Here is a 25,690-nt window from a genome sequence, read left to right on the forward strand (position 1 = left end):
TTCTACTGATTAGCTACTATGAAAGGTCCGTAAGGTGTACCCACTGATAGGCCTTGAGCATCAACTAATCGAACTTTGATAGTGTCTTGAGGGTTTAACTCAGCAAAAGCAGGGTTAGCTGAAAGTATTGGCTTGATTGCATTAGCACCTAGCGCAATGGCTACAGCATAGATGCCCACTGTCACTACACGTGGTATCTTGATTGTGTGTTCATGTACTACTTTACGCTGCATAACCTTCACTCCGTTTATCATACTGTTTAAGTCTACGTACCGCAGTAGCTGTCCACTTATAGCCTTTGCTGCCATCGGGATCAGAGACTGTACTTAGGCCCATCTCATTAAATCTGTTTGCTATTTGATTGAGTGACATCGAACCTTGCGGGTCAACACGTTTGAGCATGACCAGCTTCTCTAGGTTCAAGTTTGTAGTCAGTATCGCCTTTGCTCTACGTGCATGTGCTGCTTGTTCTGGCGTTCCAGTGTGTCCCACGTAAACACCATCACGATATGCACCTAGTTGTTGTCCTCGTGCTTTTGCGGCAGCCAGAGCCTCTCTGGTGCGTTTGCTGATAGCTTTACGTTCCCATTGCGCCATGACAGCCATCATAGCTACCATAGTTTCGTCAGCTTCCGGCATGTCACATGCTACGAACTTAACTCTGGTTTCTTGTAGTGCCGTTAGGAAGGCGGCATTCCTTGAAAGCCTATCTAGTTTTGCGACCACCAGAGTAGCGTTCATGGCTTTACAGATTGCTAATGCTTCCTGAAGCTTGGGTCGTTTGTTGTTCTTGCCAGATTCAATCTCAACTAGTTCCTCAACTACAGTCCAACCACGTGCTTCAGTAAGCTGACTGACAGCAAGGCGTTGTGCTTCTAGACCTAGTCCTGATCGTCCTTGTCTTTGGGTAGATACCCTTAAATAGGCAATACATTTGTCGTTATTCATCATGATTATCACGCTAGTAAACGTCCGTTTAATAGTATGACATACTTTGACACATACATAAAAGCAAGAATAATGATGCTAGAATTGTCTGCTATACGATCCCATAGTACGCTCACTGTTGTAGCTTTTTACACCCCATGCATGAGCCACACGGGGGGTGTAGGATGTTGGTATACGTGCCGTTACACACACGGGTTAACTACATCCAGACACCTTGATAAAGCACCGTGTCCTGTGTTCGTATAGCAATCATGAAGAAACTTATTCCATTAATCTTAACCTTCACGGCACTAACATCTCCCGCCCTTGCAATGGATCGCTATCGGTGTGAGGGCGAGATAGGTAATGGCTGCGGAATGACTGATGCGTGTTACGAAGTCCACGGCACTAGATCGTATGCGTTTGCGCTTGATTGCCACCCTAGTATTGGAGACTGCACGTATACTCTAAACAATGATGGCGGAGAGGGTGTTCGCTACAAGGACATGGTAACTTTAGATGGTCTGGAAATGGGCCACTTCATACGCTCAACCCAGTTCCTGTCTTTCAAGATTAGTGAAGGCGACAGCTACACACAGCGTTGGTTCAACGGTATCTGCACGAGGATAGACTAGCATGAGACACCTCTTACCAACTGCACTTGCATTAATGTTCCTGTCTAATGCCGCTTTAGCAGAGATGCTTGGTAGTGTGCATTCTCAGTCCATATTGATACAGGGTGAGATATTAGGATCAGATGTATATAAGGTCACTTCTGAAGATTACTTTGGCGACATTGCGGCAGCTACTGAGACAAACTTTACTCCAGAGTTCAACTTCGTAGTTCGCATAGAAAGCATGCTGAGTATGCCAGTGGGTAATGATGTCTTTCCCGGAATATACTATTGCCGTGTTGGTAATACTGGCGAAAGAACTTGGACGGCTTGCTACGATGACATGCCTCCCAACGGGTAAAGAACTTACGTGCTTGGCGTGTTTAGCCGCCCAACTTCACGCATGTGCCAATATCCAGCACAGGAGTTCCGTTTATGTCAGGAATTGCGTAGCCATAGTGTGAAGAGAAGGTAAACCGCAGCATTGTTTCATTGAACATGAAACCTGAGATTCCCGTCATCGAAGGACACGCATAATAGTTGTTACCTTGATACTCATACGGCTCCTCGCAAGGTGTCTCCGTGCGATTAGGATCGCCAAACTGGCTGCGCACCAAGCGATCTGTATCAACTAAGAATGTGTTACTTGGCGCATAGGGCGCAGAATCCCATTCTCCATTACCTTCGTAAGCAAAGCCTGTTGATTGCTGAGTCTGACAAACATACTGCTCAGCAGAAGCGGTTCCTGCCAAAGTGCTGGCTGCGATGGTTGTGGCTAAGATGATGCGCTTCATTGTGTGGCCCTATCGTCTATCGCTTACACGATCACTGATGGCATCTCTTGCGGTGTCTCTGGCGGCATCTCTGGCATCGTTAGCACGATCATTGATGACAGGCGCTACGGCATCTCTTGCGGCATCTCTAACAGCATCGCTATTTTGTCCACCACCGATTTTGCCATCAGCCAAAGCTTTGCCAACAGGGGACAGGTCTGAATATTGAGCTACACACCCACACATTGGATCATAGTGACAGTTTACATCAATACCACAAGCGCTAACAGCAAATGTTCTATTAACCCAACCACCAGCACCCCCTAGAGATTGAACAAATACCAAAGACGCCTGCATATGTTGTTCAATACGGTTAGTTACTTCGTTTATTGCGCTCAACGCCAAGATTGCTTGACCAGATGCGTCAACTAGCTCAATCCGCTTACGCCGCTCTCGTGCAGAGAGTATGCCGTCACCGTCTGTGTCTAACGCCATAGTGGCTGCTGTTGGTGCAAGAGTATCAGGATCAAGCCTTAGCCGAAGAAGGATAGCCGCTTGTTCAGCTACCAAAGTCGGTGGCGTGAAGATGGAGTCATTGAGCGTAAACTCCGTGTAACCTTCTGCATGAAGTTCTGAGACCATTGCCTCTATGCGAGGATCAACTTCCTGTGCCGTAGCTGATGTTACGGCTAGAAGTGTTGCGGTGAGCGCTGTGGCTACGAGGTGCTTCATCACATGGCTCCTGTTTCACCACAGCTTGAGCGTAGTTTAGGCACGGGTCAAGCGTTGAGCAGCTACATTATTGCGAGATGAATCCTGCTGATTATAACGTCTTGCTGGGGCCTGACCTAAGTTCTAACATCCAAGCATGGTAGAAGTTGCAAACGTCATAGCTGCAGTCCTGATTGCAATAGGACTTTACCAAGTTGCGGTAGGGCTTTGGGTGGGTTTCGCGTTTGATAGCCCAACAGAATGGATGTTCTATTCCATGCGCTATTTAGGTAGCCCTTCTGGTGAAGCGGTTGATCGTGGAGCATTATACATTGTTGGTGGTATTGTTCTTGGTTTGCTCGCCAAGATAGCCAAGGGCAGAAGAAACTGACTGCCCAGTATCGCCCCTGAATATAATGCACTTCTGAGTACATTTACACGCTCTGGGCGGTTACCCTACCTGAAAAGCTCCACTAGCACGTAGGGGAGCCTCTGAGAGTCTCTACGAGGCCATTACAGTGTAGGAGTAGGCCCACCACTATCAGGATTGATTAACCACGCACCGTGAACCCTGCCTATTGAATGCCAATCTAAATGGTAAGAGATGTTGCGATACCTATCACTTTGGCGCTTCTGTACGATCCATTGTTTAGCATAATCTCTGGTCTCTCTGCCCCTGATTATCCTGTAACCGTTACGCTCCAAGATTACGTCATGATAATACGGTGAGCATTCATGGGTGGACGCAGCTTCAAAGTTTGCTTCGTGTTTCATCAGGAAGCCCCACTGCTGAATCTGGCGTAGTAGTCAGACAATGACGTGCCAAGTTCATCTGATGGATTGTAGCCGCCATTGGTTCTAACAAACCTGCGCATCCCAGCCTCACCGCCAAGATGTGCTACAGCACGAAGGCCATCACGATCTAAGCCAGCAGCAGCTTCTCCAAGTGCATCAATGGCTGGGTCAATGGACGCTATGTGCCACTGCGAAACTCTGGCTTGTAGTTCTGCGTCTTGAATGAATTGATCCTGCGTGAATGTCTCTCCTGTAGCGTTACGGTAGTCCTGCAATCTTGCATCAGAGAATTGCAAAAGTCCTACATGTCTGCGTCCATCACGTGTGGTGTATTCAGCATCGGCTCTACCACCTGACTCACTGGTTGTAAGAGCAGCCATGAAACTGGAAGCATCGTCATTCTTATCGTTACTAGTATAGGTGGGCGTTGGGCATTGTGGCCTAGAGATCAACGCATCTGTCTGACTGTTTGTTCTGCTGCGTGTGGAACGGAAGGAAGGTGTTTCAGCCAGTAGCTCTTCTAGGGGCTTTAGCCGTTCCCACTGTGCATAGGCTCTGTCCATTGCTGCGTCTTGGGCTGCAAAGTCAGGGCGATCTTCTTCAGCATTCAGTAACGCCAAGATCACTTTGCGTTTATCAATATCAGCATTAGGGTACAGCCTAGTAATCGCTTGTGCTGCTGAGATGCGGCTAAAGAGCATGGCACGATTAGCTTCTTTCGCCATTGTTAGAATAGCGTTCTGCTGCTCTTCAGGCATGGAAGCTATGAGGGTTTCAGCATCACGTGATACGTTGAGTGATAAGCGTGATCGTAAATCTTCGAGGATGGATTGGTTGCCTGTTGGTCTGCTCATAAAGCCTGTCATGATTGCGGCTCCTTATTGTTATGTAGTGGGGGAGGATTGGTTGCACCTGCATCTGCAAAAGCAGAGGGTGCGGTATCAGCAGCACAAGACTACTGATAATAGATAGATATGTTGGGTATGTTTAGTATATACTTTAGCTAACAGATGAATAGCGCCACTCAGTGCCATGTCTACTGAAGCTAAATGAATGATAGCCGTGTCAGGCTACAAACCTGCTGACGAGATTAGTAACACGGAGTTTCCCATGCGGCACGTTGTTCGCATTGTCGGCTTCAAGAATCCCAGTCTCCAAGCATCGTGTTAGCCACTTGGGGATCATCGTACTCTGACCATCTGCATGATACAGGGCCGCAGAACGATGTCGAATATCAAGGGTGGTGTTCAACTCGTGAGCTAGGGCTATTGCGCCAGCCAGTTCGTGATGCCTATGACCATTCTGGATTGATCTCCGAAAAGGCAAAACCTGCTTGGCACGCAAAAGGCAGGTCACGATTTCGACCTTCTCTGCGAAGGCAGGTTTCAGAGCGGCTCTATCCTGAGCCTGAATGATTGCAGCTACTAGATTCATACGGCCTCCGAAGTTGTGGGTGTGGTTGAACTGTCGGTGACGCGAGCAAAGCTCGCTCCCTCATAGGTGTCAGCTTCGAAGAAATCAGGGTTTGATTTAGCCGCATCAACGATAATCTGCTGATACCTATTCGTGTAATACCAGTTTGGGAAAAGGCGTCTGACTGCCAGTGCCTCAGCAAAGGAATCGACTGATAAAGCACGCATCTGCGAACCTCCTTAGTTATAGCGATTTAGGGGAATGGTTTGTGCGTATAGTTATATCAGAAATAGTCTCTGATGTCAAGCTTTTTGCTACACAACGTTATATGTTTTGCTACACAACGCTTGGATAGTAGGCTAATAATGCCCTTATTTATAAGGCTTATAATAGTTGGCTAGATGCCTCTCCTGGGCACCAATAAACGATTGTAAATCAAATAAAAACAATCGCTTAAAACATTTTACTTCAACACATCCACCCTTTTGTCCACCGTCATGGTTTCTCCAGACACCAGAGCTTTCAGTTCCGCAGCAGGGAGTTTTCCGCCTTGCTCGCTTTCTGAGACGATATTGATCAGCCTTTGCTTTAACTACGCGCGGTGGTTGCTGTTGCCAAATGGTTTGGGATCGCTCGCCGTTGGCCTCGTGTCTCTGGTCGTGGCTGGCTATATCGCGTTCATCTTCCTCAGCCTGTAACCTCTGCATCACTGAGCATAAATTCACAGATCGTTGCCTTGACCCCAATGGGCACCGCCTATACCCAATTTATATTCGTAATCAGATGGGAAATGGGCAAAGATGGCCGCAAGAGGGCATCACCATATCCGCCCGTGAAAGGCTAGACACGTGACCATCCATACTTATCTTGGCGACCTTCCTGACGGCCTGAAACTGGGGCCGATTGTGGCGATTGATTGCGAGACAATGGGGTTAAACCCACATCGTGACCGCCTGTGTTTGGTGCAATTGTCTGACGGGGATGGAAACGCGCATCTGGTGCAGATCACACAAGATCAAACAGCAGCCCCAAATCTTTGCGCGCTTTTGACGGATCCGAACACGCTGAAATTATTTCATTTCGGGCGTTTCGATATCGCGGCGATGTATCATCGCTTTGGTGCTTTGGCCGCACCTGTCTATTGCACAAAAATCGCCTCAAAACTGGTGCGCACCTTCACAGATCGGCACGGGCTGAAGAACCTTGCCCAAGAATTGATTGGCGTGGATATGTCAAAATATCAACAAACCTCCGATTGGGGGGCAAGCCATTTGACCGATGCCCAAAAGGATTACGCGGCCTCAGATGTGCTGTATCTGCACCAGGTCAAAGATAAACTTGACGCCATGCTCGCCCGTGAGAACCGCCAAGAGATGGCGCAGGCCTGTTTCGATTTCCTGCCAACCCGTGCCAAGCTTGATTTGGCGGGATGGCCAGAGATTGACATCTTTGCGCATTGATCCAACCCCATGCCCCAAGGTGCCACCTATTCTCGGATCATAACATTCAGCAAGTTGGTTCTTCCGCTTGCCGCTTTGGTGGTGTTGTCTCTGATGTTTCTATTTTCGGGGCGCCCTGATCCGAACCAAGCTTTGCCTCTTGCCACGCGAAGCGCCGATGGCCAATTGGGCCAGCAAGGGATGACCAACCCCCGATTTGCGATGGTTACAGGATCTGGCGATGCGGTGGAATTGATCGCATCTTCCGCAGAGCCAAGTGATGCAGATGCCAATCAAATTCTTGCCACGAATGTAACGGCAGAAATAACGCGATTAACGGGCGAGCGCGATCAAATCACGGCTGATCAAGCCTTATGGAATAGCCAAACCACTGACACGCGTTTAACTGGAAATATTGTTGCAACATCACCCGAAGGCTATAGGCTAGACACCGAGGAATTATCTATAAATGCCGCATCTGGTGAAATTATCGCGCCCGCGGCGGTTTTGATCACATCGGACGGGATTCGCCTTGAAGCGGGGCAAATGGCAATCACTGGCCGTTCAGATCATCAGGTTGTGCATTTTCAGGGTGGCGTGCGGCTGCTATACGAGGGGAAATAGGGGGGCATATGCGGCAATTATTCATCGCTATTTTCTTGATGGCCATAGGCCTACCTGCGCAGTCGCAGACGCAAGTGGGCTTTGGCGGCACCCCGCATGACAGCAGCGCTCCAATCGAAGTTGTCTCCGACAGTCTTGAGGTCGATGACACCAGCGGAAATGCAATATTTCGCGGCAATGTGATCGCTGTGCAGGGCGATTTGCGCATCTCAGCTGCTGAAATCCACGTCCTCTATCAAAGCAATGCCGAAGGCGGCGGCCAAAACGATATCGACCAAGTGCAAGCTCTGGGTGGGGTTTTGATTACCCGCGGTGTGGACGCAGCCGAGGCTGAAACCGCCACCTATTTCGTAGCTCGCAACGAAATGGAAATGATTGGCAATGTTTTGGTCAGTCAACAAAGCGGTGTTATTGCGGGTGAGCGGATGCTACTGGATATTGCCACAGGGCAGGGCACGGTGGATGGGCGTGTGCGCACAACTTTGCAGGGGGCAAACCAGTAAGTCATGGCAAAGCGGGTGACATTAAAGGTGGAAGCGGGCGCAGCGGGTTTGATCGTTTCAAACCTCCGCAAAAGCTATCGCCGCAGACCTGTCATTCGTGATGTTTCAATGGAATTGCGCAGAGGCGAGGTCGTGGCCCTGCTTGGCCCAAACGGGTCGGGCAAAACCACCAGTTTCTATGCAATCGCGGGCTTGGTCACGCCTGATGGTGGCAAAGTAATGTTGGATGGCCACGATGTGACACGGTTGCCAATGTATCGCCGCGCACGGGCGGGCATCGGATATTTGCCACAGGAAATGTCGATTTTCCGCGGCCTATCGGTTGAGGCAAACATTCTATCAATCTTGGAGATATCCGAGAAAGACGCCGTAACACGGCGCAAACGCCTTGAAGATTTGCTGAGCGATTTCTCGATTGAACATTTGCGCCGCGCGCCCGCCCTATCCTTGTCAGGTGGGGAACGGCGGCGGGTGGAGATCGCGCGCTGCTTGGCGTCAAACCCGCGCTATGTGTTGCTGGATGAGCCCTTCGCGGGCGTTGACCCGATTGCAGTGAATGATATCCGCAGCCTTGTTGCCGACCTCAAAACGCGCGGCATTGGTGTTTTGATCACCGACCATAATGTGCGTGAGACGCTTCAGATCGTGGATCGCGCCTATATCCTGCATGACGGCAAAATCTTAATGAGCGGCACCTCCAAAGATGTCGTGCAAGACGAGAATGTGCGCCGCGTCTATTTGGGTCAAAATTTCAAAATCGGCTGATCATCTTCTGCTTTACGTTGACAGATGGCGGGGATTCGTCGCCAAATAGGGGTGATGTTTGATAGAGCCGAAACCCTCTTATTTCCTGTCGCGCTGCTGACCGCAGGCAGAAAAAGATTTGGGCAGGCGGTATCCCTGACATCTTCTTTTATAGTGTAGCGTTGCAACCTCGCTTCAACGCTATCTTTACGTAATGGAGGTAACATGCGCTACCAAATCAGTGGGAAACAAATCGATATTGGCGAAGCACTCCAAACATATGTGAAAGACGGGCTTGGCGCGGCAGTTGCAAAATATGCTGAAAGACCAACGGATTCACATGTCGTTTTCTCAAAAAGTGGGCATGAGTTCGTATGCGAATCCAATGTTCACCTTTCCACTGGACTCAGCGCATCTGCCAAAGGCAGCGATACAGAAATCTACGCGGCCTTTGATAAGTGCTGCGAGAAAATGGAAAAGCAACTACGCCGATACAAGCGCAGATTGAAAGATCATCACCGCGAACGCGCAGAACCCGTTGAACATTTCGCTGCGGCCTCGTATATCCTCGCGTCAACAGACAAAGACGAAGATGATGCGGATGACACCTTGCAGCCCATCATCATCGCAGAAACCGAAACTAAAATCCCTTCGCTCTCTGTGGGTGAGGCTGTAATGCAGATGGAATTGGCGGGCGCCCCTGTCCTGGTATTCCGAAACGAAGCGAGCGCAGGCGTAAACATCGTCTATCGCCGCGAAGACGGAAATATCGGCTGGATTGATCCCCGCTAGACCGAAATAATGACCCTGACGGGTAAGGAATACACGCGAATGGAACTTTCGATGCTTCTTGAGCCGCGAGGCGTGAAGGTTGTTTCTGATGTGACAAGCAAGAAGCGGCTTCTGCAATCTCTTGCAGATGTGGCTCAAGGTTTGCTTGACGTCAGCGCCTCGGAAATTTTCGAAGCTCTGCAAGAGCGTGAAAGCCTAGGGCCAACAGGCGTGGGGCATGGCGTGGCCTTGCCCCATGCGCGTTTGTCGGCGCTCACGAAAATCACAGGCGTATTTTTCCGTCTTGAACGTCCCGTCAACTTTGATTCCGCGGACAGACAGCCTGTTGACCTGGTCTTTGCGCTATTTGCGCCTGCCGATACGGGCGTGGATCACCTCAAGGCGCTGGCGCGCGTGTCGCGCACATTGCGGGATGCGGAACTTTGCGAAAAATTGCGGGCAAATTCTGACCCAATGACACTGCACACGTTATTGACAGGCGGCGCAGAAAGCCAAGCGGCCTAGGCCCAAGACCCAAATCCAAAACTGACATAGTCGCGCCGATAGGCCTCGGCGCAGACCTCCTCAATTTCGGTCGTGTATATCTCGGAAAGCGAAATTGGATCGCAGGGATTGGGCAGAACGAAGGCCTGTTCTTGCCCTGCCAAAGCAGGAAGGGCATTTGGCAATTCTTCGGCCCGCAACAAGAGATCAGGGCGTCCGTGGCTGACCACGATCACGCTAACGCGCGGCTGGCTCATTCTTGGCCCATCTCCGCAAGCATGGCTTCGATCCGTGACACATCTTCAGGGTTGTTCAATTCCCAGAATTTGCGCCCTTGTGCTTCGACCTCGACACATAACACACGGCGACCCGACTCGAGGAAGCGCAATTGTTCTAACCCCTCAAGTGTCTCTAGCGGCCCTGTTGGCCATGTCGGATAGGCCAATAGCGCCTCGGGGCGATAAGCGTAAACACCCACATGATGAAAGACGGGGGTTTCTTCGGCGTCCTCAGAAATACCCGTGGTGTAGGGGATCACTTCCTTTGAAAAATAGAGTGCTTGGTGCGCGCTGCCAAAAACGGCCGTGGTTCCGCCTACGCGGCCTGCCATACGATCCGCTTTGAATGCGGCCAAGGTTTCACCATCACAGCGCAAAACGGGCGTAGCAATGTCCGCAGACGGATCAGCGCGCAGGCCTGTGATCAACTCCTCCAAGAACCATGCAGGCGTCAGCGGCGCATCCCCCTGAAGGTTCACCACCATCTCAACATTTTGTCCAAGATTGTTGAGAGCCTCTGCGCAGCGCTCCGTCCCATTCACACAATCGGACGAGGTCATCACAACCTGCGCGCCAAAACCTTGGGCCGCGTCTCGAATGCGCTCATCATCCGTGGCCACATAGACCGCATCAAAACCGCTTACGGCACAAGCGGCGCGCCAACTGCGTTCAATCAAGCTCATAGTTTTGCCCGAAACCCCACGCAACTGCACCAAGGGTTTGCCCGGATAGCGTGAGGATTGATACCGCGCGGGTATGACACAAATGACGCTCATGGCTCGATCAACTCCACGGTTGGGGCATAGGCGATGAAGAAGCTATTCTCAAAACCTGCCTTGCCATAGGTAAATTCCTGATGGGTTGAAAACTCTACCATCTGGCCGCCCGCACCGCGCAACACTGCATCACCCGCGGCCGTATCCCATTCCATTGTACGGCCAAGGCGCGGATAAAAATCCGCCTCACCCGAAGCAACCAAACAGAATTTCAGGGATGAGCCTGCGCTGCGCAAATCTGAAATTTCATAGGCACTGATATAGGCATACGTAGCGGCATCGCGATGTGATTTCGAAGCGACAACGCGCAAGGCGCTATTGTCGGCCTCTGCCACAGAAAGCAATTTCTGCGGGCCAATTTCATCGTGGTTAAAGGGCGTGAGTTCCTCAACCGATTTGCCATCCGCACGGGTGTAAAACAATCGCTGCTTCGCGGGCGCATAAACAACACCGCGCACAGGACGGCCATCCAAAACAAGCGCAATGTTGACTGTAAAATCCCCACGGCGCTGCACAAATTCCTTTGTGCCATCAAGCGGGTCAACAATGATGAAATCCCGCAAGGATTGCCGATGGGTTTCGGCCTGTTCTTCGGTCACAAGCGCAAGATCGGGAAAGGCTGCGCGCAGACCCGCAGAGATATAGGCATCCGCCGCCTGATCAGCGCGGGTTACGGGACTGTCATCTGATTTGCTTTCAACACCAAAATCATCTGAGGCATAAACCTCCATGATTTTTTCGCCGGCCCCCAAGGCCAGACTTCGAAACACGCGCTCGATCTTGTCAAAATCCATTTTGTAACAATTTCCTTAACCAGATTGCCTTAAATGGCCTTTTGCGGTTATCCAGATCTCGTTGGATGGAGCAAGTAGATCATATATATCTTGCCAAACAAACCGACATCTATGGATCAAGGCCAGCATCCATGTTTGAAGTGCGACAAACGAATACGATGAGGCGTAGCCTCTTTTCCATGCTTAAGGTGACCTATCACGCCTCGGTTCAAAAGGTGCGTTCATCGCACCGCAGTGCCGTTTGGGCCATCATGACCAGCATTTTACAGGTGGGGATGTTTGTCGCCAATATGGTGCCGGGATTCATCATTTCGATGTTTGATTGGAACCCTTTGTTTCACATTGTCGACCAAATGCGCAGCGCCGTGTTCGTGAATTACTTTCCGCATCATACGAATTGGGAATACCCGCTTTATGTTGCCTGTGGCCTGTTGATTGTTGGCCTGATGGCTGAGTTTTTCACAACCAAGCAGGCTTCAATATCGTGGGATATGGGGCGCTAGCCAAGAATTTCGCAGAATTCCTTCTGATCTTTCCCAAATTCCTAGCGTTGCGCTGCTTGCAGGGGGCGATGTGCCTGCCTATATAGCCACCGAAACAGGCTGTTCTAAGCAGCCCATACATAAGCAGTGACGGAGCCGAGATCGGGCCGTTGCCTCATGTTCGCTTGAAGAAAAGGGACCAGAAAAGATGGCTAAAGTAATTGGCATTGACCTCGGCACCACAAACTCTTGTGTTGCGATTATGGACGGCGCGCAACCGCGCGTGATTGAAAACGCTGAAGGCGCCCGCACCACACCATCGATTGTTGGCTACACCGATGACGAACGTCTGGTGGGTCAATCGGCAAAGCGCCAAGCTGTTACCAATCCTGAAAACACAATTTTTGCTGTGAAGCGCCTGATCGGGCGTCGTTTGACCGATGCCGAAGTGGAAAAGGACAAGAGCCTTGTTCCCTACAATATCATTGACGGCGGCAATGGCGACGCATGGGTCGAGGTAAAGGGCGAGAAATTCAGCCCCAGCCAAATTTCTGCACAAATCCTGACCAAGATGAAGGAAACCGCCGAGAATTATCTAGGCGAAGATGTGACACAGGCCGTGATAACCGTTCCTGCCTATTTCAACGATGCACAGCGTCAGGCGACCAAGGATGCAGGTAAAATCGCAGGCCTTGAGGTGCTGCGCATCATTAACGAGCCAACAGCGGCCGCATTGGCCTATGGGTTGGACAAAAAAGACACCAAGACCATCGCGGTTTATGACCTTGGCGGCGGCACATTCGACATCACAATCCTTGAGATTGACGATGGCCTGTTTGAGGTAAAATCCACTAATGGGGACACGTTCCTTGGCGGTGAAGATTTCGACATGGCGATTGTGAATTACCTCGCGCAGGAATTCAAAAAGGAAAACAATGTCGATCTGACGCAAGACAAAATGGCGCTTCAGCGTCTCAAGGAAGCGGCGGAGAAAGCAAAGATCGAGCTTTCCTCTTCGACCCAGACCGAGATCAACCAACCGTTCATCTCGATGGGGTCAAACGGCCAGCCCTTGCACCTTGTGCTGAAACTGACCCGCGCGAAATTGGAAAGCCTTGTAGGTGATCTGATCAAACGCTCACTGAAACCATGTCAGGCCGCGTTGAAAGATGCGGGCCTCTCAAAAGGTGATATTGACGAGGTGGTTTTGGTCGGCGGCATGACCCGTATGCCTAAGGTAATCGAAGAAGTGTCTAACTTCTTTGGCAAGGAACCCCATAAAGGCGTGAACCCTGATGAGGTTGTGGCCATGGGCGCGGCCATTCAAGCGGGCGTTTTGCAGGGCGATGTGAAGGATGTTGTTCTTCTGGACGTCACCCCGCTAAGCCTTGGGATTGAAACCTTGGGCGGCGTCTTTACCCGTCTGATCGACCGCAACACGACCATCCCAACCAAGAAAAGCCAGATTTTCTCAACCGCTGAGGACAATCAAAACGCGGTGACAATCCGCGTCTTCCAAGGCGAGCGGGAAATGGCCGCTGACAACAAAATGTTGGGCCAGTTCAATCTGGAAAATATCCCACCTGCACCGCGCGGCATGCCACAGATCGAAGTGACCTTTGACATTGACGCGAACGGGATTGTCTCGGTTTCTGCGAAAGACAAAGGCACGGGCAAAGAGCAAAAGATCACCATCCAAGCATCGGGCGGCCTCAGCGATGAGGACATTGATCGCATGATCAAAGAGGCTGAGGAAAACTCTGATGTCGATAAGCAGCGCAAGGAATTGGTGGAAACCAAGAACCAAGCGGAAAGCCTGATCCACTCGACCCAGAAATCCTTGGAAGAACACTCCGACAAGGTTGATCCGACCACAGTCGAAGCAATCGAGTTGGCCATAAAAAACTTGGAAGAACAGATCGCAACCGATGATGCGGGCAAGATCAAATCTGGCATCCAAAACGTGACCGAAGCTGCAATGAAACTTGGTGAGGCGATTTACAAAGCCCAAGCCGAGGATGGTGAAGGCGGTGATGAACCATCTGGTGTCGATGATGACATCGTAGATGCCGATTTCGAAGATCTGGACGACAGAAAGCGCTCCTAATCGGGAAATTTGATCCCGATAGACCAGCTGGGGTGCGCCTTGGCTGGTCTATGCGTTAAGAAAAGGGTGTCTACCGATGTCGAAGCGCGATTATTACGATGTTTTGGGTGTGGCGCGTGGCGCTTCGCCTGAAGAAATCAAGAAAGCCTATCGTCAAAAGGCGAAAGAACTGCACCCCGACCGCAATTCTGACAATCCGAATGCGGAAGCGCAGTTCAAAGAAGCGAATGAAGCCTACGAAGTTCTGAAAGATGCCGATAAAAAAGCGGCTTATGATCGTTTTGGTCATGCGGCGTTTGATGGCGGTATGGCAGGTGGGCCCCGTGCAGGCGGCCCTCACGCAGGCGGTGATTTCGCCAGCGCCTTTTCGGATGTCTTCGAAGACCTTTTTGGCGATTTCATGGGCGGTGGCGGTGGCCGCGGTGGGCGTCAGCGCAGCACGCGCGGCTCTGATCTGCGCTATAATATGCGGATCACCTTGGAGGAAGCCTATGCGGGTTTCAGCCGCGAGATTACCGTTCCCACTGCCGTAACTTGTTCAAGCTGCTCGGGCAGCGGGTCAGAGGGCGGATCTGAACCCGTCACTTGCCCCACTTGTTCGGGCATGGGCAAAGTCCGCGCGCAACAAGGCTTTTTCACTGTGGAACGCACTTGCCCCACCTGTTCAGGCGTGGGTCAAATTGTGAAAAACCCCTGTCGATCCTGCGGGGGCGCGGGTCGCGAACAAAAAGATCGTCATCTTTCCATCAAAGTGCCCCCTGGTGTCGAAACAGGAACACGTATTCGCCGCTCGGGCGAGGGCGAAGCAGGTCTACGCGGCGGGCCAGCGGGCGATCTCTATATTTTCATCGAAGTCGTCGAACACCCAATTTTCAAACGCGATGGCATTGATCTTTACTGCCGCGTGCCCGTGTCGATGGTCACCGCTGCCTTGGGTGGGGATGTCGAGGTGCCTTGCATTGATGGCGGACGCAGCCGCGTGAAGGTGGCCGAAGGCGCGCAATCTGGTCGCCAAATGCGTTTGCGCGGCAAAGGTATGCCCCCACTTCGCGGCAATGGCACAGGTGATATGTATATCGAATTGGCGCTTGAGACGCCTGTGAACTTGAATTCCGAGCAAAAAGACCTGCTTCGAAAGTTCGAGGAAAGCCTGAATAAGGGAAATAACCCCCACGCGTCAGGCTTTTTCGACAAGGTCAAAAGCTTTTTCGATGATCTGAAAAACTAATGTAAACCCCCGCTGTTGCGGGGGTTTTTGTTATTTTCCAATTTCGCAGGCGGCCATGACCGCCATATTCAAAATGTCATTCGCGGTCGACACAGTTGAACAAATCTGCACAGGCCGATCTGGCCCTGTCAAAATCGGGCCAATGACTGTAGCCCCCGCCATTTCTTGCATCAATTTCACTGAAATCGAGGCGGAGTGACGCGCAGGAACAACCAAAACATTGGCAGGGCCAGAGAGTTTGCAGAATGGATATTGCTGCATCACGTCCCGATTAAGCGCAACATCCACCGCCATTTCACCATCAAATTCGAAATCGACCCCCTCGCGCGCCAAAATCGCGGGAGCATCCCCCATTTTCACCGCGCGCTCAGAAACCGGATAGCCAAATGTTGAAAAACTGACAAAAGCGACACGCGGCTCAAGGCCCAAGATACGCGCAACATTTGCCCCGCGCTTGGCAATCAGGGCCAAGTCCTCGGCTTCGGGCCATTCATGCACAAGCGTGTCGCCCACCAAAACAACACGGCCCTTATGCATCAGCACCGTGATACCAACCGCGCCATCCTTGGCGGAAGCGTCAAAAACATGGTTGATCAAGCCCAAAACATGCGCAGATTTTCGCGTAGCCCCTGTGACCAGACCATCCCCGTGCCCATGTGCAAGCATCAAAGCCGAGAACACATGACGATCCCGCGCGGCCAGACGATGGATGTCATGCCAATCAAAGCCTTTACGTTGCAGGCGGTTATAAAGAAAATCTTTATAAGCATCTAAGTGACGCGTTTTTGCGGCATTCACGATCTCAAGCTCGCGCACGGCATCCGCCAAGCCCGCCGCTGAAAGTTTTTGCGCGACATCAGCCTCACGCCCAACAACCAATGCCTTGCCCAAACCATTGCGCTGATAGGCCACCGCGGCGCGCAAGACGCGAATATCGTCCCCTTCAGCAAAAATCATACGCGCCTGCGCATTACGGGCACGGGCATAAATGCCCTGCATAATGGAAGAGGTCGGATCCATCCGCGCCTGCAAATCATTGGCATAGGCATCGAGATCCAAAATTGGCCGCCGCGCTGCGCCCGTATCCATACCCGCGCGCGCAACAGCGGGCGGAATCGTATAGATCAATCGCGGGTCAAAAGGTGTGGGGATGATATAATCGCGGCCAAAAGACAGCTTTTCACCATAGGCCATTGCGACTTCATCAGGCACATCTTCGCGCGCAAGTTCGGCCAAGGCGCGCGCACAGGCGATTTTCATTTCATCATTGATGGCGCGCGCGTGAATATCCAAAGCACCGCGGAACAAATACGGGAAACCAAGAACGTTATTCACTTGATTGGGGTAATCACTGCGCCCCGTGGCCACGATCGCATCAGGGCGCACCTCGTGGGCTTCTTCTGGCGTGATTTCTGGGTCAGGATTTGCCATGGCGAAAATCACAGGGTTTTCGGCCATGGATTTGACCATGTCTTGCGTGACCGCCCCTTTTGCTGAAACACCAAGAAAAACATCTGCGCCGCGCATCGCGTCTTCAAGACTGCGCAAATCGGTTTTCACCGCATGGGCCGATTTCCACTGGTTCATCCCTTCCGTGCGGCCTTGGTAAACCACACCTTTCGTGTCGCAAATAATACAATTCTGATGCTGCGCCCCCATGGATTTCAGCAGCTCAAGGCAGGCGATCCCTGCCGCGCCTGCACCGTTCAAAACGATACGGACATCTTCGATTTTTTTGCCCGTCAAATGCAGCGCGTTGATCAAACCCGCCGCACAGATCACTGCTGTTCCGTGTTGGTCATCATGAAAGACAGGAATATCCATTTCTTCCTTGAGACGCTGTTCAATCATGAAACATTCGGGGGCCTTGATATCCTCAAGATTAATCCCGCCAAAGGTGGGCCCCATCAGGCGTACGGCGTTCACGAATTCATCGACATCTTCCGTGGCAAGCTCGATATCAATCGAGTTGATATCGGCAAAGCGCTTGAACAAGACCGCTTTACCTTCCATCACGGGCTTTGAGGCGAGTGCGCCTAGATTTCCAAGACCTAGAACGGCTGTCCCGTTTGAGATCACAGCAACCAGATTGCCCTTAGTCGTATAATCATACGCGGTTTCGGGGTTCTGCGCGATCACCTCGCAGGGAACGGCCACACCTGGCGAATAGGCAAGGCTGAGATCCCGTTGGGTCGACATCGCGGTTGACGCGGAAATGTCAATTTTTCCCGGGCGGGGTTCCAAGTGATAAGCCAAAGCCTCTTCACGCGTGACCTTTGGTTTATTTGCCATAAATTCACCTCCTCTTTCATTCGGTTTACAATCCCTTGACCGTGGCGACAACGCATCTCTTTTGTCCCTTCAAACAATGCCGCAGAGACAGTAGGGTAAGCCCAAAGAAGGGGGCAGGAATGACAGGCCAAGTCACGCCAATGATGGCGCAATATCTTGAGGTGAAAGCCCGCCACGCGGATGCGTTATTGTTTTACCGCATGGGCGATTTCTATGAGATGTTTTTTGATGATGCTGTCGCCGCCGCCGAAGCATTGGACATCGCCCTAACAAAGCGCGGTCAACATCTGGGCGAAGACATTCCTATGTGCGGTGTCCCCGTTCATGCCGCTGAGAACTATTTGCTAACATTGATCCGCAAGGGATTTCGCGTTGCCGTCTGTGAACAGCTCGAAGACCCCGCCGAGGCGAAAAAGCGCGGGTCGAAATCGGTTGTTAAGCGCGATGTCGTGCGGGTTGTCACCCCAGGCACTTTGACTGAGGACAGCCTGCTGGACGCGCGGCGCCACAATTATCTAACGGCTTATTTTGAATCACGGGACAGATCAGCCGCGCTTGCATGGTGCGATATGTCGACTGGGGGGTTTTGGGTGATGCCCGTAACCCCCGCACGGCTTGGCCCAGAATTGGCGCGCCTTGCACCGCGCGAAATTCTTATCTCGGAAAATCTTGATCCAAGCCGCATTGCCTTAATCGAAGAGACAGGCGCAAGCGTGACACGCCTTGCACCGTCAAGCTTTGACAGCAGATCCGCAGAAACACGGCTTACCGATTTGTTCAAGGTCGACAGCCTAGAGGCCTTTGGCCAGTTTGAGCGTCCTGATCTCTCCGCCATGGGGGCGGTGGTCGATTATTTGGACATCACGCAAAAGGGCAATCTGCCCCGCTTGCAACGGCCACAGCGGCAATCTTTGACGCGGGTGATGTTGATTGATGCCGCAACGCGGAAAAATTTGGAAATTACACAATCGCTCTCCGGCGGGCGCAAAGGCAGCCTTCTGGCGGTGATGGACAAAACTGTGACCAGCGCAGGCGGACGTTTGTTAGAGCGGCGCCTTTCCGCCCCCTCCACCGATTTTGACGAAATCACAGCCCGACATGATGCGGTCACCTTCGCGCTGTCGAATTCTTCGATTTCGGAAAGACTGCGCGAGATTTTGCGAAAAGTGCCTGACATGGAACGCGCGCTGTCACGCCTATCCTTGGATCGGGCCAGTCCACGGGATTTGGCCGCAATCCGTTCGGGTTTACGCCAAGCGCAGGAGGTAGCAGCACAGCTTGTTGGGATCGAACTTTCCTCGTTATGGCTGAATTTAGTGACTGATCTGGTCGGTCATGAACCCTTGATTGGGCTGCTGACAGATGCCCTGATTGAGGAGCCGCCCCTCCTCGCCCGCGATGGGGGATTCGTTGCGTCAGGCTATCACGCTGAGCTGGATGAGATGCGCGCCCTTCGGGATGAGGGGCGTGGAATTGTCGCAAAAATGCAAGCCGACTACGTCAGCACGACAGGCATTCCATCCCTTAAGATCAAACACAATAATGTGCTTGGCTATTTCATAGAAACGACCGCCACCCACGCGGAAAAGATGCTATCTGCCCCCCTGTCCGAGCAGTTTATCCATCGCCAGACCACGGCCAATGCGGTGCGCTTTACCACAGTTGACTTGTCCGAACTCGAAACGAAGATCCTTAATTCTGGCGCGCGGGCGATTGAAATTGAGAAACAAATCTTTGAGACGCTGCGCCAAGAGGTTTTAGCACAGTTTGATCCCGTCATGCGTGCCGCATTTGCCCTCGCATCAGCGGATTTTTATCTGGCCTTGGCGCATATTGCGCGGGCACAAGATTGGGTGCGACCAGAGATCACAAAAGATCGCGATTTTGATATTGTCGCAGGTCGCCATCCCGTGGTTGAGGACGCGCTTCGCGGCAGCAAAGATCGCTTTGTTCCAAATGACTGCGCGCTATCTCCGCAGAGTGATGCCGCCGCCATACAATTGCTGACTGGCCCCAATATGGCGGGTAAGTCGACCTATTTGCGGCAAAACGCATTGATTGTGATTTTGGCTCAAATGGGCGGTTTTGTGCCGGCAAGATCGGCAAAACTGGGGTTGGTCAGCCAAGTTTTCAGTCGCGTTGGGGCCTCAGATGATCTTGCGCGCGGCAGGTCGACCTTCATGGTCGAGATGGTGGAAACAGCCGCGATTTTGAACCAAGCCGATCATCGCGCCTTAGTAATCCTTGATGAAATAGGGCGCGGGACAGCCACCTATGACGGGCTGTCGATCGCATGGGCCACGTTGGAATTTCTACATGATGTTAATAAGTGCCGCGCGCTTTTTGCGACCCATTACCACGAATTGACCGCACTTGCGGGCGCTCTATCAGGCGCGCGCAATGCAACCGTTGCGGTCAAGGAATTTGAAGGCGAGATCGTCTTTCTTCACGAATTACGCGAAGGCGCCGCGGATCGATCCTATGGGGTTCAGGTCGCGAAACTTGCAGGATTGCCGCCTGCGGTGATCCATCGCGCCGAAGAAGTTTTGAAGAAATTGGAGAAGAATGATCGTGAGGGCGGCGCGCAGAAATCGCTGATTGATGATTTGCCGCTCTTTACCGCGCAGCCTGCGCCACAAGCCCCCAAATCATCCCCGCTTGAGGATCGCCTCCATGCCGTGCATCCCGATGAGATGACGGCACGCGAGGCGCTCGACTTGATTTACGACCTAAAGGCGTTGATGAAGGATTAGGATTTTGGTGTTGATGACACACCCACCTGCGCAGGCCGCAAAAGGCGATCATGCAACAGGAATCCTTCGGTCATAACCTGAATGATCTGGCCCGCTGTCGTGCCTGGAACGGGGGCCTCAAACATCGCCTGATGCATTTGCGGGTCGAATTGGTCGCCCTCTTCGGGTTTCACGACTGTCACGCCATGTTTTGAGAAAACATTCAAAAGCTCGCGCAAGGTCAGCTCAATACCTTCGATCACGCTGCCCGCAACATCACGTTGCTCATCACCAACAGCAGATAAAGCGCGGTTGAGGTTGTCATAAACAGGCAACAAATCGCGCGCGAGGCGGGTGCCGCCATAATGCTCGGCTTCGCGGCGATCCCGCTCGGCACGTTTGCGCAGATTTTCGGAATCCGCCATGACGCGCAACAAACGGTCGCGCAGTTGATCCCGCTCCTCAGTCAGCGCAGCAATAGCGCCCTCAGGGCTGGTATCAACATCCTCGCCAATGCCTTCTGCAAGGTCGATATCTTCCTCAGGCGCGTCAATATCATCAAGGAATTGCTCTTCCTGTGGCTCTACCATCTTTCACCTCTTATGCACGATCAGAGATTAATTTCCCAACCAACTGTGCCGTGTAATCCACAATCGGCACGATCCGACCGTAATTGATGCGCGTTGGCCCAATCACACCCACAGCGCCGATAATTTTCCGTTCCGAGTTCATATAGGGAGAGACAACCAAAGAGGAACCCGTAAGTGAGAATAACTTGTTCTCAGACCCAATAAAAATGCGCACACCATCACCACGATCAGTCAAATCGAGAAATTCCGCGATGTCGCGCTTACGTTCGAGATCATCAAACAAGGATTTGATCCGTTCGAGATCTGCAATTTCTGGCGCATTGTCCAACAGATTCGCCCGCCCGCGAACAATAAGGCGCTCGCCCCGATGACCAGAATTTTCCCAAATCGCCAAACCCTGTTCAATTAGGGATTTTGCAATTTCATCAATCTCGCGGCGGCGTGTTTTGACCTCTTGCTCCATCACCGCGCGCAAATCTGTGACGGTGCGTCCTTCTGCCCATGCGTTCACAAAATTAGCAGCCTCGCGCATCGCACTTGGCGTCAATCCAGGCGGTGGGGTGAATAGCCGATTTTCAACATGGCCATCAGCGAACACCAAAACAACAAGGGCTTTTTCTGTTGAGAGGGATACAAACTCAACATGTTTGATCGGCGCCTCGTGTTTCGGGGCAAGCACCAAACTGGCGCCATGGGTGATGCCCGACAATGCCTTTCCAATCCGATCCAAGGCCGTTGAAACCGTGTCGGAATTACTTTGAACGGTCGCATCAAGGTGGGTTTTGTCGTCTTCGCCGAGTTCAATGACCTCAAGCAACCCATCCACGAACATGCGCAGTCCCAAATGGGTCGGAACACGCCCCGCCGAAATATGGGGGCTGTCGAGCAAGCCGAGATATTCCAAGTCCTGCATCACATTACGAATAGTGGCGGCTGAAATCTGTTCGGTCATATTGCGGGTCAGGCTGCGTGATCCAACGGGCTCACCAGTGGAAAGATAGCCCTCAACCACGCGGCGAAAAACTTCGCGCGATCTCTCGTTCAACTCAGCGAGAATTTGTGATGTTTCACTCATTCTTCAGCCCCAAATCATCACCTTATTTCTCAGCGTGGGCCGCAGATGGTCAATCCTGCTTGCAACTGCCCCGTTACTGCGACTATCCCACTGGGGTGGATCACAAGGAGATATTTATGCGTCCTTCAGGCAGAAACCTAGATGAAATGCGGAAAATTTCTATTGAAACTGCCGTGATGCGCCATGCGGAAGGGTCGTGTTTGATCAAATGCGGCGATACCCATGTTCTGTGTTCCGCCACAATCGAAGAGCGCGTGCCGCCATTTTTGAAAAATTCAGGGTTGGGATGGGTCACCGCAGAATATGGGATGCTGCCGCGCGCCACGCACACGCGGGGTCGGCGTGAGGCTGCGGTTGGCAAACAATCGGGCCGCACACAGGAAATTCAGCGCCTGATTGGACGTGCATTGCGGGCAGGCGTGGATCGCTCCGCCTTGGGTGAACGTCAAATTACCATCGACTGCGATGTTATGCAGGCAGATGGTGGAACGCGCTGCGCCTCTATCACAGGGGGCTGGGTCGCATTGCGACTTGCTATGAACAATCTGCTTGCCTCTGGCGCCATTACATCTGACCCGATTTTGGATAATGTCGCCGCCGTCTCTTGCGGCATTTACGCGGGCCAACCTGTTCTTGATCTTGATTACCCCGAAGATTCAGAGGCTGGAACCGATAGTAACTTTGTTATGACGGGCGCGGGTAAGCTGATCGAGATTCAAGCCAGCGCAGAGTCGGCGACTTTTTCCTTGGACGAGTTCGCAGAATTGCAAAAACTCGCTCATAAGGGCGTTTCAGAGATTGTTTTGGCGCAAAACGCGGCGGTTGCGTGATGCGGAAATTCACCTCAAACACTTTGCTTGTAGCGACCCATAATCAAGGCAAACTTGAGGAAATATCTGCGCTTTTGACCCCATTTGGCATCAAGACCGTCTCCGCCAAGGATCACGATCTGCCCAAACCCGAAGAAACAGGCACAACTTTTGTCGAGAACGCGCGGATCAAAGCCCATGCTGCCGCCAAAGCAACAGGTCTACCCGCTTTGGCGGATGACAGCGGTATTGAAATTGACGCGCTTGGCAATGCACCTGGAGTTTGTACGGCTGATTGGGCCGAAACCCCGAACGGACGCGATTTTGTGATGGCCATGCAACGCGCCCATAATGAGCTAGAGTCTGTAAACGCCCCACATCCACGCCTTGCGCGGTTTTGTTGCACACTTGTTCTTGCATGGCCCGATGGCCATGACGAGATATTCGAAGGCGTGATGGCGGGTCAGGTGGTTTGGCCAATGCGTGGTGACCAAGGTCACGGCTATGACCCAATTTTCCAACCCGAAGGCTATGACATCACCTTTGGCGAGATGGATCGTTGGGAAAAAAACAAGATCAGTCACCGCGCTGATGCATTTGAGAAATTGGTGAGCCTGTTTGAACAAACGTGACGATTGGGAAAATGGCGGCTTTGGGATTTATATCCACTGGCCCTTCTGTCAGGCCAAATGCCCCTATTGCGATTTTAACTCGCATATATCGCAGTCCATTGATCAATCACGCTGGAAACATGCCTATCTGATTGAAATTGATCGATTGGCGGCTGAGTGCGGCGGGCGCGTTCTAAAGTCGGTGTTTTTTGGCGGCGGGACGCCATCTTTGATGGATGGGGATCTGGTCAATGCCATTATCGTGCGAATTTTACAACACTGGCCCGCAGCAAATGATCTGGAGATTACCCTAGAGGCCAATCCGACCTCTGCGGAGGCAAGTCGATTTAAACAATATCACGAAGCGGGCGTTTCGAGACTATCTATGGGCATCCAAGCCCTAAATGACCCCGATCTCAAAGCGCTGGGTCGCCTGCATAGCGCCGAGGAGGCGCTGCGCGCCTTTGACATCGCACGCGGCACCTTTCCCCGTGTCAGTTTTGATTTGATCTATGCGCGGCAGCATCAAAGCCTCGAAGACTGGCGCGCAGAGTTGCGCCGCGCTCTATCCTTGGGGTTGGATCACTTATCCGCCTATCAGCTTACAATCGAAGAGGGCACAGCCTTTGGCGCACGTGACAAAATTGGCAAGCTCGATGGCCTACCCACTGAAGACTTGGCCGTAGATATGTATGAAGTGACCCAAGAACTCTGCGATAATGCGGGATTGCCCGCATATGAGGTGTCCAACCATGCCAGCGATTTGGCGCAATCTCGGCATAACTTGGTTTATTGGCGCTACGGCGATTATCTTGGCATAGGGCCTGGGGCCCATGGGCGTTTAACGCTCGATGGTGTGAAATACGCGACAGCGACACAGCTTTCGCCAAATCTGTGGCTGGATCAAGTGAACCAAACGGGTTCAGGTGAAACCGCGCGGGAAGAAATTTCCTCGTATGATCAAGCCGTAGAGGCGCTAATGATGGGGTTGCGCCTCAGCGAAGGCGTATCTCTTGCAAGGATCAGAAACCTATCAAATACTGCGGTTAATCTAGAAAAGTTGAATGAATTCAAATATTTAGGATTAATCGACCTAAATGGAGATAGGCTGAGTTGCACTGCGTCTGGGCGGCCCGTGCTGAATGGAGTGTTGCGCGGCTTATTGGCCTAGGCCCCGCCACCCAAACGGCGCATCAGCTCGTCCAACGCTTCGATATCTTTATAGCTGATTGAGATCTTACCAGCCCCAGACCCTGAATCATGGCTGATATCCACCTTCATGCCCAAGGCGGCTGACAAATCCGCCTCAATCGCGCGTGTATCAGCGTCTTTGGTCGGTGCTGTTGAGCGCGGTGATTTAGGTTTATCGCCTGCCGCACTTGCCAGTTTCTCAGCCTCACGCACCGATAACCCTTTGGCAATGATCTCGCGCGCCAGTTCCGAAGCATTGGGGGTTGTGATCAGGGCGCGCGCGTGACCCGCTGACAGGCGCCCTTCGCGCAGCATCGCCTGCACATCATCAGGCAACTGCAAAAGACGCATTAAGTTTGCGATATGACTGCGGCTTTTCCCCATCGCCTCAGCCAGTTTTTCTTGGGTATGGCCAAAACGATCAATCAGCTGCCGATACCCCATCGCCTCTTCGATTGGATTGAGATCAGCGCGCTGAATATTCTCGATAATCGCAATCTCGAGAACCTCAACATCTGTAAAATCGCGAATAATGACGGGCAATTCATGCAATTGCGCCATTTGCGAGGCGCGCCAACGGCGTTCGCCAGCAACAATCTGATAATCACCATCGTGGTTTTGATCGGCGCGCACGATAAGGGGCTGAATAATGCCCTTTTCCTTAATCGATGCGGCAAGCTCCTCCAGCGCTTCTGGGGTAAAATTACGGCGCGGCTGTTCGGGATTGGGGCGAATACGCTCAATCGGCAATTTGGTATCCGAACGGCGCGCTGGGGCGGGTTGCGATCCCTCGATATCTTGCGCTGGCGCGGCATTCACGGCTGGGCTCGTGCCCACATCAATGTCTTGCATTAATGCAGACAGACCACGCCCCAAACCGCGTTTATCCCGTTTACTCATTATCTTC

At 52.1% G+C, this 25,690-nt stretch carries 28 protein-coding genes; 15 read left to right on the plus strand and 13 right to left on the minus strand.

Annotated features, from left to right (window positions below; translation table 11 throughout):
* Positions 1-2: 2 nt before the first annotated feature.
* On the minus strand, positions 3-233 hold the full coding sequence (locus tag AAC621_RS06475; RefSeq protein ID WP_340253377.1) for a hypothetical protein: 231 nt from the start codon (positions 231-233) through the stop codon (positions 3-5).
* A complete protein-coding gene (locus AAC621_RS06480; RefSeq protein ID WP_340253380.1) occupies positions 223-951 on the minus strand; it encodes a recombinase family protein in 729 nt (242 codons plus the stop codon). The genes AAC621_RS06475 and AAC621_RS06480 overlap by 11 nt, the downstream gene beginning before the upstream one ends.
* 612 nt (positions 952-1,563) lie before the next feature.
* On the opposite strand from AAC621_RS06480, the gene AAC621_RS06485 reads away from it, so the two are divergent.
* Entirely contained in the window at positions 1,564-1,902 is a 339-nt protein-coding gene (locus AAC621_RS06485; protein ID WP_340253383.1) for a hypothetical protein, read from the plus strand.
* 22 nt (positions 1,903-1,924) lie between these two features.
* On the opposite strand, the gene AAC621_RS06490 is transcribed toward AAC621_RS06485, so the two are convergent.
* Positions 1,925-2,335: a hypothetical protein gene (locus AAC621_RS06490; protein ID WP_340253386.1), complete on the minus strand. Its 411-nt coding sequence runs from the start codon at positions 2,333-2,335 to the stop codon at positions 1,925-1,927.
* Positions 2,336-2,344: 9 nt separating this feature from the next.
* Entirely contained in the window at positions 2,345-3,046 is a 702-nt protein-coding gene (locus AAC621_RS06495; protein ID WP_340253389.1) for a hypothetical protein, read from the minus strand.
* A gap of 136 nt (positions 3,047-3,182) precedes the next feature.
* Between AAC621_RS06495 and AAC621_RS06500 the strand changes: the two genes are divergently transcribed.
* Positions 3,183-3,416 carry a hypothetical protein gene (locus AAC621_RS06500; protein WP_340253392.1) on the plus strand — a complete coding sequence of 78 codons (234 nt, stop codon included), beginning with the start codon at positions 3,183-3,185 and terminating at the stop codon, positions 3,414-3,416.
* 382 nt (positions 3,417-3,798) lie between these two features.
* On the opposite strand, the gene AAC621_RS06505 is transcribed toward AAC621_RS06500, so the two are convergent.
* Both AAC621_RS06505 and AAC621_RS06510 read right to left on the minus strand, forming a co-directional pair.
* Positions 3,799-4,686, minus strand: coding sequence for a hypothetical protein (locus AAC621_RS06505; protein ID WP_340253395.1), 888 nt, complete (start codon positions 4,684-4,686; stop codon positions 3,799-3,801).
* A gap of 564 nt (positions 4,687-5,250) precedes the next feature.
* The gene (locus AAC621_RS06510; protein WP_340253398.1) at positions 5,251-5,460 is read right to left on the minus strand and encodes a hypothetical protein; all 210 of its coding nucleotides are present in this window, start codon (positions 5,458-5,460) and stop codon (positions 5,251-5,253) included.
* A gap of 621 nt (positions 5,461-6,081) precedes the next feature.
* Here AAC621_RS06510 and AAC621_RS06515 point away from each other — a divergent pair.
* The 6 genes from AAC621_RS06515 (at position 6,082) to AAC621_RS06540 (ending at position 9,839) form a co-directional block, all read left to right on the plus strand.
* A complete protein-coding gene (locus AAC621_RS06515) occupies positions 6,082-6,693 on the plus strand; it encodes a ribonuclease D (protein ID WP_340253401.1) in 612 nt (203 codons plus the stop codon).
* 9 nt (positions 6,694-6,702) lie between these two features.
* On the plus strand, positions 6,703-7,296 hold the full coding sequence (gene lptC, locus AAC621_RS06520) for an LPS export ABC transporter periplasmic protein LptC (protein ID WP_340253404.1): 594 nt from the start codon (positions 6,703-6,705) through the stop codon (positions 7,294-7,296).
* An 8-nt stretch (positions 7,297-7,304) separates the two neighbouring features.
* Positions 7,305-7,799 (plus strand): LptA/OstA family protein, encoded by a 495-nt coding sequence (locus tag AAC621_RS06525; RefSeq protein WP_340253407.1) that lies wholly within the window; start codon positions 7,305-7,307, stop codon positions 7,797-7,799.
* Positions 7,800-7,802: 3 nt separating this feature from the next.
* Positions 7,803-8,564 (plus strand): LPS export ABC transporter ATP-binding protein, encoded by a 762-nt coding sequence (gene lptB / locus AAC621_RS06530; protein ID WP_340253410.1) that lies wholly within the window; start codon positions 7,803-7,805, stop codon positions 8,562-8,564.
* A gap of 204 nt (positions 8,565-8,768) precedes the next feature.
* The gene (hpf, locus tag AAC621_RS06535) at positions 8,769-9,335 is read left to right on the plus strand and encodes a ribosome hibernation-promoting factor, HPF/YfiA family (protein ID WP_317657049.1); all 567 of its coding nucleotides are present in this window, start codon (positions 8,769-8,771) and stop codon (positions 9,333-9,335) included.
* 39 nt (positions 9,336-9,374) lie between these two features.
* The gene (locus AAC621_RS06540; protein ID WP_340253413.1) at positions 9,375-9,839 is read left to right on the plus strand and encodes a PTS sugar transporter subunit IIA; all 465 of its coding nucleotides are present in this window, start codon (positions 9,375-9,377) and stop codon (positions 9,837-9,839) included.
* On the opposite strand, the gene AAC621_RS06545 is transcribed toward AAC621_RS06540, so the two are convergent.
* The 3 genes from AAC621_RS06545 to cysQ are packed head-to-tail and all read right to left on the minus strand — an operon-like array spanning position 9,836 to position 11,666.
* A complete protein-coding gene (locus AAC621_RS06545) occupies positions 9,836-10,075 on the minus strand; it encodes a hypothetical protein (RefSeq protein WP_340253415.1) in 240 nt (79 codons plus the stop codon). The two genes, AAC621_RS06540 and AAC621_RS06545, sit on opposite strands and share 4 nt — an antisense overlap.
* A complete protein-coding gene (locus tag AAC621_RS06550; protein ID WP_340253418.1) occupies positions 10,072-10,872 on the minus strand; it encodes a 3-deoxy-manno-octulosonate cytidylyltransferase in 801 nt (266 codons plus the stop codon). The genes AAC621_RS06545 and AAC621_RS06550 overlap by 4 nt, the downstream gene beginning before the upstream one ends.
* Complete coding sequence (gene cysQ / locus AAC621_RS06555) at positions 10,869-11,666, minus strand: 3'(2'),5'-bisphosphate nucleotidase CysQ (protein WP_340253421.1); 798 nt, start codon at positions 11,664-11,666, stop codon at positions 10,869-10,871. Before cysQ ends, AAC621_RS06550 begins: the two co-directional genes overlap by 4 nt.
* 179 nt (positions 11,667-11,845) lie before the next feature.
* Between cysQ and AAC621_RS06560 the strand changes: the two genes are divergently transcribed.
* The 3 genes from AAC621_RS06560 to dnaJ all read left to right on the plus strand — a co-directional run bounded on the left by AAC621_RS06560 (position 11,846) and on the right by dnaJ (position 15,483).
* Positions 11,846-12,169, plus strand: a complete 324-nt coding sequence (locus AAC621_RS06560; protein ID WP_340253424.1) for a hypothetical protein — start codon at positions 11,846-11,848, stop codon at positions 12,167-12,169.
* A gap of 187 nt (positions 12,170-12,356) precedes the next feature.
* On the plus strand, positions 12,357-14,255 hold the full coding sequence (gene dnaK / locus AAC621_RS06565) for a molecular chaperone DnaK (RefSeq protein WP_340253427.1): 1,899 nt from the start codon (positions 12,357-12,359) through the stop codon (positions 14,253-14,255).
* Positions 14,256-14,331: 76 nt separating this feature from the next.
* Complete coding sequence (gene dnaJ, locus AAC621_RS06570; protein ID WP_340253430.1) at positions 14,332-15,483, plus strand: molecular chaperone DnaJ; 1,152 nt, start codon at positions 14,332-14,334, stop codon at positions 15,481-15,483.
* A gap of 30 nt (positions 15,484-15,513) precedes the next feature.
* Here dnaJ and AAC621_RS06575 read toward each other — a convergent pair whose 3' ends face one another.
* Positions 15,514-17,775, minus strand: a complete 2,262-nt coding sequence (locus AAC621_RS06575; RefSeq protein ID WP_340253433.1) for an NADP-dependent malic enzyme — start codon at positions 17,773-17,775, stop codon at positions 15,514-15,516.
* A 119-nt stretch (positions 17,776-17,894) separates the two neighbouring features.
* Between AAC621_RS06575 and mutS the strand changes: the two genes are divergently transcribed.
* Positions 17,895-20,528, plus strand: coding sequence for a DNA mismatch repair protein MutS (gene mutS, locus AAC621_RS06580; RefSeq protein WP_340253436.1), 2,634 nt, complete (start codon positions 17,895-17,897; stop codon positions 20,526-20,528).
* On the opposite strand, the gene AAC621_RS06585 is transcribed toward mutS, so the two are convergent.
* Positions 20,525-21,097 carry a nucleotide exchange factor GrpE gene (locus tag AAC621_RS06585; protein ID WP_340253439.1) on the minus strand — a complete coding sequence of 191 codons (573 nt, stop codon included), beginning with the start codon at positions 21,095-21,097 and terminating at the stop codon, positions 20,525-20,527. The genes mutS and AAC621_RS06585 overlap by 4 nt on opposite strands.
* 10 nt (positions 21,098-21,107) lie before the next feature.
* On the minus strand, positions 21,108-22,172 hold the full coding sequence (hrcA, locus tag AAC621_RS06590; protein ID WP_340253441.1) for a heat-inducible transcriptional repressor HrcA: 1,065 nt from the start codon (positions 22,170-22,172) through the stop codon (positions 21,108-21,110).
* Between the two features lie 116 nt (positions 22,173-22,288).
* On the opposite strand from hrcA, the gene rph reads away from it, so the two are divergent.
* From rph to hemW, 3 genes are read left to right on the plus strand one after another with little or no spacing between them, the layout of a single operon-like run.
* Positions 22,289-23,002 carry a ribonuclease PH gene (rph, locus tag AAC621_RS06595; RefSeq protein WP_340253443.1) on the plus strand — a complete coding sequence of 238 codons (714 nt, stop codon included), beginning with the start codon at positions 22,289-22,291 and terminating at the stop codon, positions 23,000-23,002.
* Complete coding sequence (gene rdgB, locus AAC621_RS06600; protein WP_340253446.1) at positions 23,002-23,613, plus strand: RdgB/HAM1 family non-canonical purine NTP pyrophosphatase; 612 nt, start codon at positions 23,002-23,004, stop codon at positions 23,611-23,613. The genes rph and rdgB overlap by 1 nt, the downstream gene beginning before the upstream one ends.
* Complete coding sequence (gene hemW / locus AAC621_RS06605) at positions 23,600-24,763, plus strand: radical SAM family heme chaperone HemW (protein ID WP_340253449.1); 1,164 nt, start codon at positions 23,600-23,602, stop codon at positions 24,761-24,763. The genes rdgB and hemW overlap by 14 nt, the downstream gene beginning before the upstream one ends.
* Here hemW and AAC621_RS06610 read toward each other — a convergent pair.
* Positions 24,760-25,683, minus strand: a complete 924-nt coding sequence (locus AAC621_RS06610) for a ParB/RepB/Spo0J family partition protein (RefSeq protein WP_340253452.1) — start codon at positions 25,681-25,683, stop codon at positions 24,760-24,762. The genes hemW and AAC621_RS06610 overlap by 4 nt on opposite strands.
* Positions 25,684-25,690 lie beyond the last annotated feature (7 nt).

Source organism: Roseobacter sp. HKCC-CH-9208, from assembly GCF_037805125.1.
In the GTDB taxonomy this organism is placed as follows: domain Bacteria; phylum Pseudomonadota; class Alphaproteobacteria; order Rhodobacterales; family Rhodobacteraceae; genus M30B80.

What these genes read in the sequence shown, in the direction of transcription:
- AAC621_RS06475 (WP_340253377.1), bottom strand. Translation starts at nt 233, where the DNA reads ATGCAGCGTAAAGTAGTACATGAACACACAATCAAGATACCACGTGTA.
- AAC621_RS06480 (WP_340253380.1), bottom strand. Translation starts at nt 951, where the DNA reads ATGATGAATAACGACAAATGTATTGCCTATTTAAGGGTATCTACCCAA.
- AAC621_RS06485 (WP_340253383.1), top strand. Translation starts at nt 1,564, where the DNA reads ATGAGACACCTCTTACCAACTGCACTTGCATTAATGTTCCTGTCTAAT.
- AAC621_RS06490 (WP_340253386.1), bottom strand. Translation starts at nt 2,335, where the DNA reads ATGAAGCGCATCATCTTAGCCACAACCATCGCAGCCAGCACTTTGGCA.
- AAC621_RS06495 (WP_340253389.1), bottom strand. Translation starts at nt 3,046, where the DNA reads ATGAAGCACCTCGTAGCCACAGCGCTCACCGCAACACTTCTAGCCGTA.
- AAC621_RS06500 (WP_340253392.1), top strand. Translation starts at nt 3,183, where the DNA reads ATGGTAGAAGTTGCAAACGTCATAGCTGCAGTCCTGATTGCAATAGGA.
- AAC621_RS06505 (WP_340253395.1), bottom strand. Translation starts at nt 4,686, where the DNA reads ATGACAGGCTTTATGAGCAGACCAACAGGCAACCAATCCATCCTCGAA.
- AAC621_RS06510 (WP_340253398.1), bottom strand. Translation starts at nt 5,460, where the DNA reads ATGCGTGCTTTATCAGTCGATTCCTTTGCTGAGGCACTGGCAGTCAGA.
- lptC (WP_340253404.1), top strand. Translation starts at nt 6,703, where the DNA reads ATGCCCCAAGGTGCCACCTATTCTCGGATCATAACATTCAGCAAGTTG.
- AAC621_RS06525 (WP_340253407.1), top strand. Translation starts at nt 7,305, where the DNA reads ATGCGGCAATTATTCATCGCTATTTTCTTGATGGCCATAGGCCTACCT.
- lptB (WP_340253410.1), top strand. Translation starts at nt 7,803, where the DNA reads ATGGCAAAGCGGGTGACATTAAAGGTGGAAGCGGGCGCAGCGGGTTTG.
- hpf (WP_317657049.1), top strand. Translation starts at nt 8,769, where the DNA reads ATGCGCTACCAAATCAGTGGGAAACAAATCGATATTGGCGAAGCACTC.
- AAC621_RS06540 (WP_340253413.1), top strand. Translation starts at nt 9,375, where the DNA reads ATGGAACTTTCGATGCTTCTTGAGCCGCGAGGCGTGAAGGTTGTTTCT.
- AAC621_RS06545 (WP_340253415.1), bottom strand. Translation starts at nt 10,075, where the DNA reads ATGAGCCAGCCGCGCGTTAGCGTGATCGTGGTCAGCCACGGACGCCCT.
- AAC621_RS06550 (WP_340253418.1), bottom strand. Translation starts at nt 10,872, where the DNA reads ATGAGCGTCATTTGTGTCATACCCGCGCGGTATCAATCCTCACGCTAT.
- cysQ (WP_340253421.1), bottom strand. Translation starts at nt 11,666, where the DNA reads ATGGATTTTGACAAGATCGAGCGCGTGTTTCGAAGTCTGGCCTTGGGG.
- AAC621_RS06560 (WP_340253424.1), top strand. Translation starts at nt 11,846, where the DNA reads ATGCTTAAGGTGACCTATCACGCCTCGGTTCAAAAGGTGCGTTCATCG.
- dnaK (WP_340253427.1), top strand. Translation starts at nt 12,357, where the DNA reads ATGGCTAAAGTAATTGGCATTGACCTCGGCACCACAAACTCTTGTGTT.
- dnaJ (WP_340253430.1), top strand. Translation starts at nt 14,332, where the DNA reads ATGTCGAAGCGCGATTATTACGATGTTTTGGGTGTGGCGCGTGGCGCT.
- AAC621_RS06575 (WP_340253433.1), bottom strand. Translation starts at nt 17,775, where the DNA reads ATGGCAAATAAACCAAAGGTCACGCGTGAAGAGGCTTTGGCTTATCAC.
- mutS (WP_340253436.1), top strand. Translation starts at nt 17,895, where the DNA reads ATGACAGGCCAAGTCACGCCAATGATGGCGCAATATCTTGAGGTGAAA.
- AAC621_RS06585 (WP_340253439.1), bottom strand. Translation starts at nt 21,097, where the DNA reads ATGGTAGAGCCACAGGAAGAGCAATTCCTTGATGATATTGACGCGCCT.
- hrcA (WP_340253441.1), bottom strand. Translation starts at nt 22,172, where the DNA reads ATGAGTGAAACATCACAAATTCTCGCTGAGTTGAACGAGAGATCGCGC.
- rph (WP_340253443.1), top strand. Translation starts at nt 22,289, where the DNA reads ATGCGTCCTTCAGGCAGAAACCTAGATGAAATGCGGAAAATTTCTATT.
- rdgB (WP_340253446.1), top strand. Translation starts at nt 23,002, where the DNA reads ATGCGGAAATTCACCTCAAACACTTTGCTTGTAGCGACCCATAATCAA.
- AAC621_RS06610 (WP_340253452.1), bottom strand. Translation starts at nt 25,683, where the DNA reads ATGAGTAAACGGGATAAACGCGGTTTGGGGCGTGGTCTGTCTGCATTA.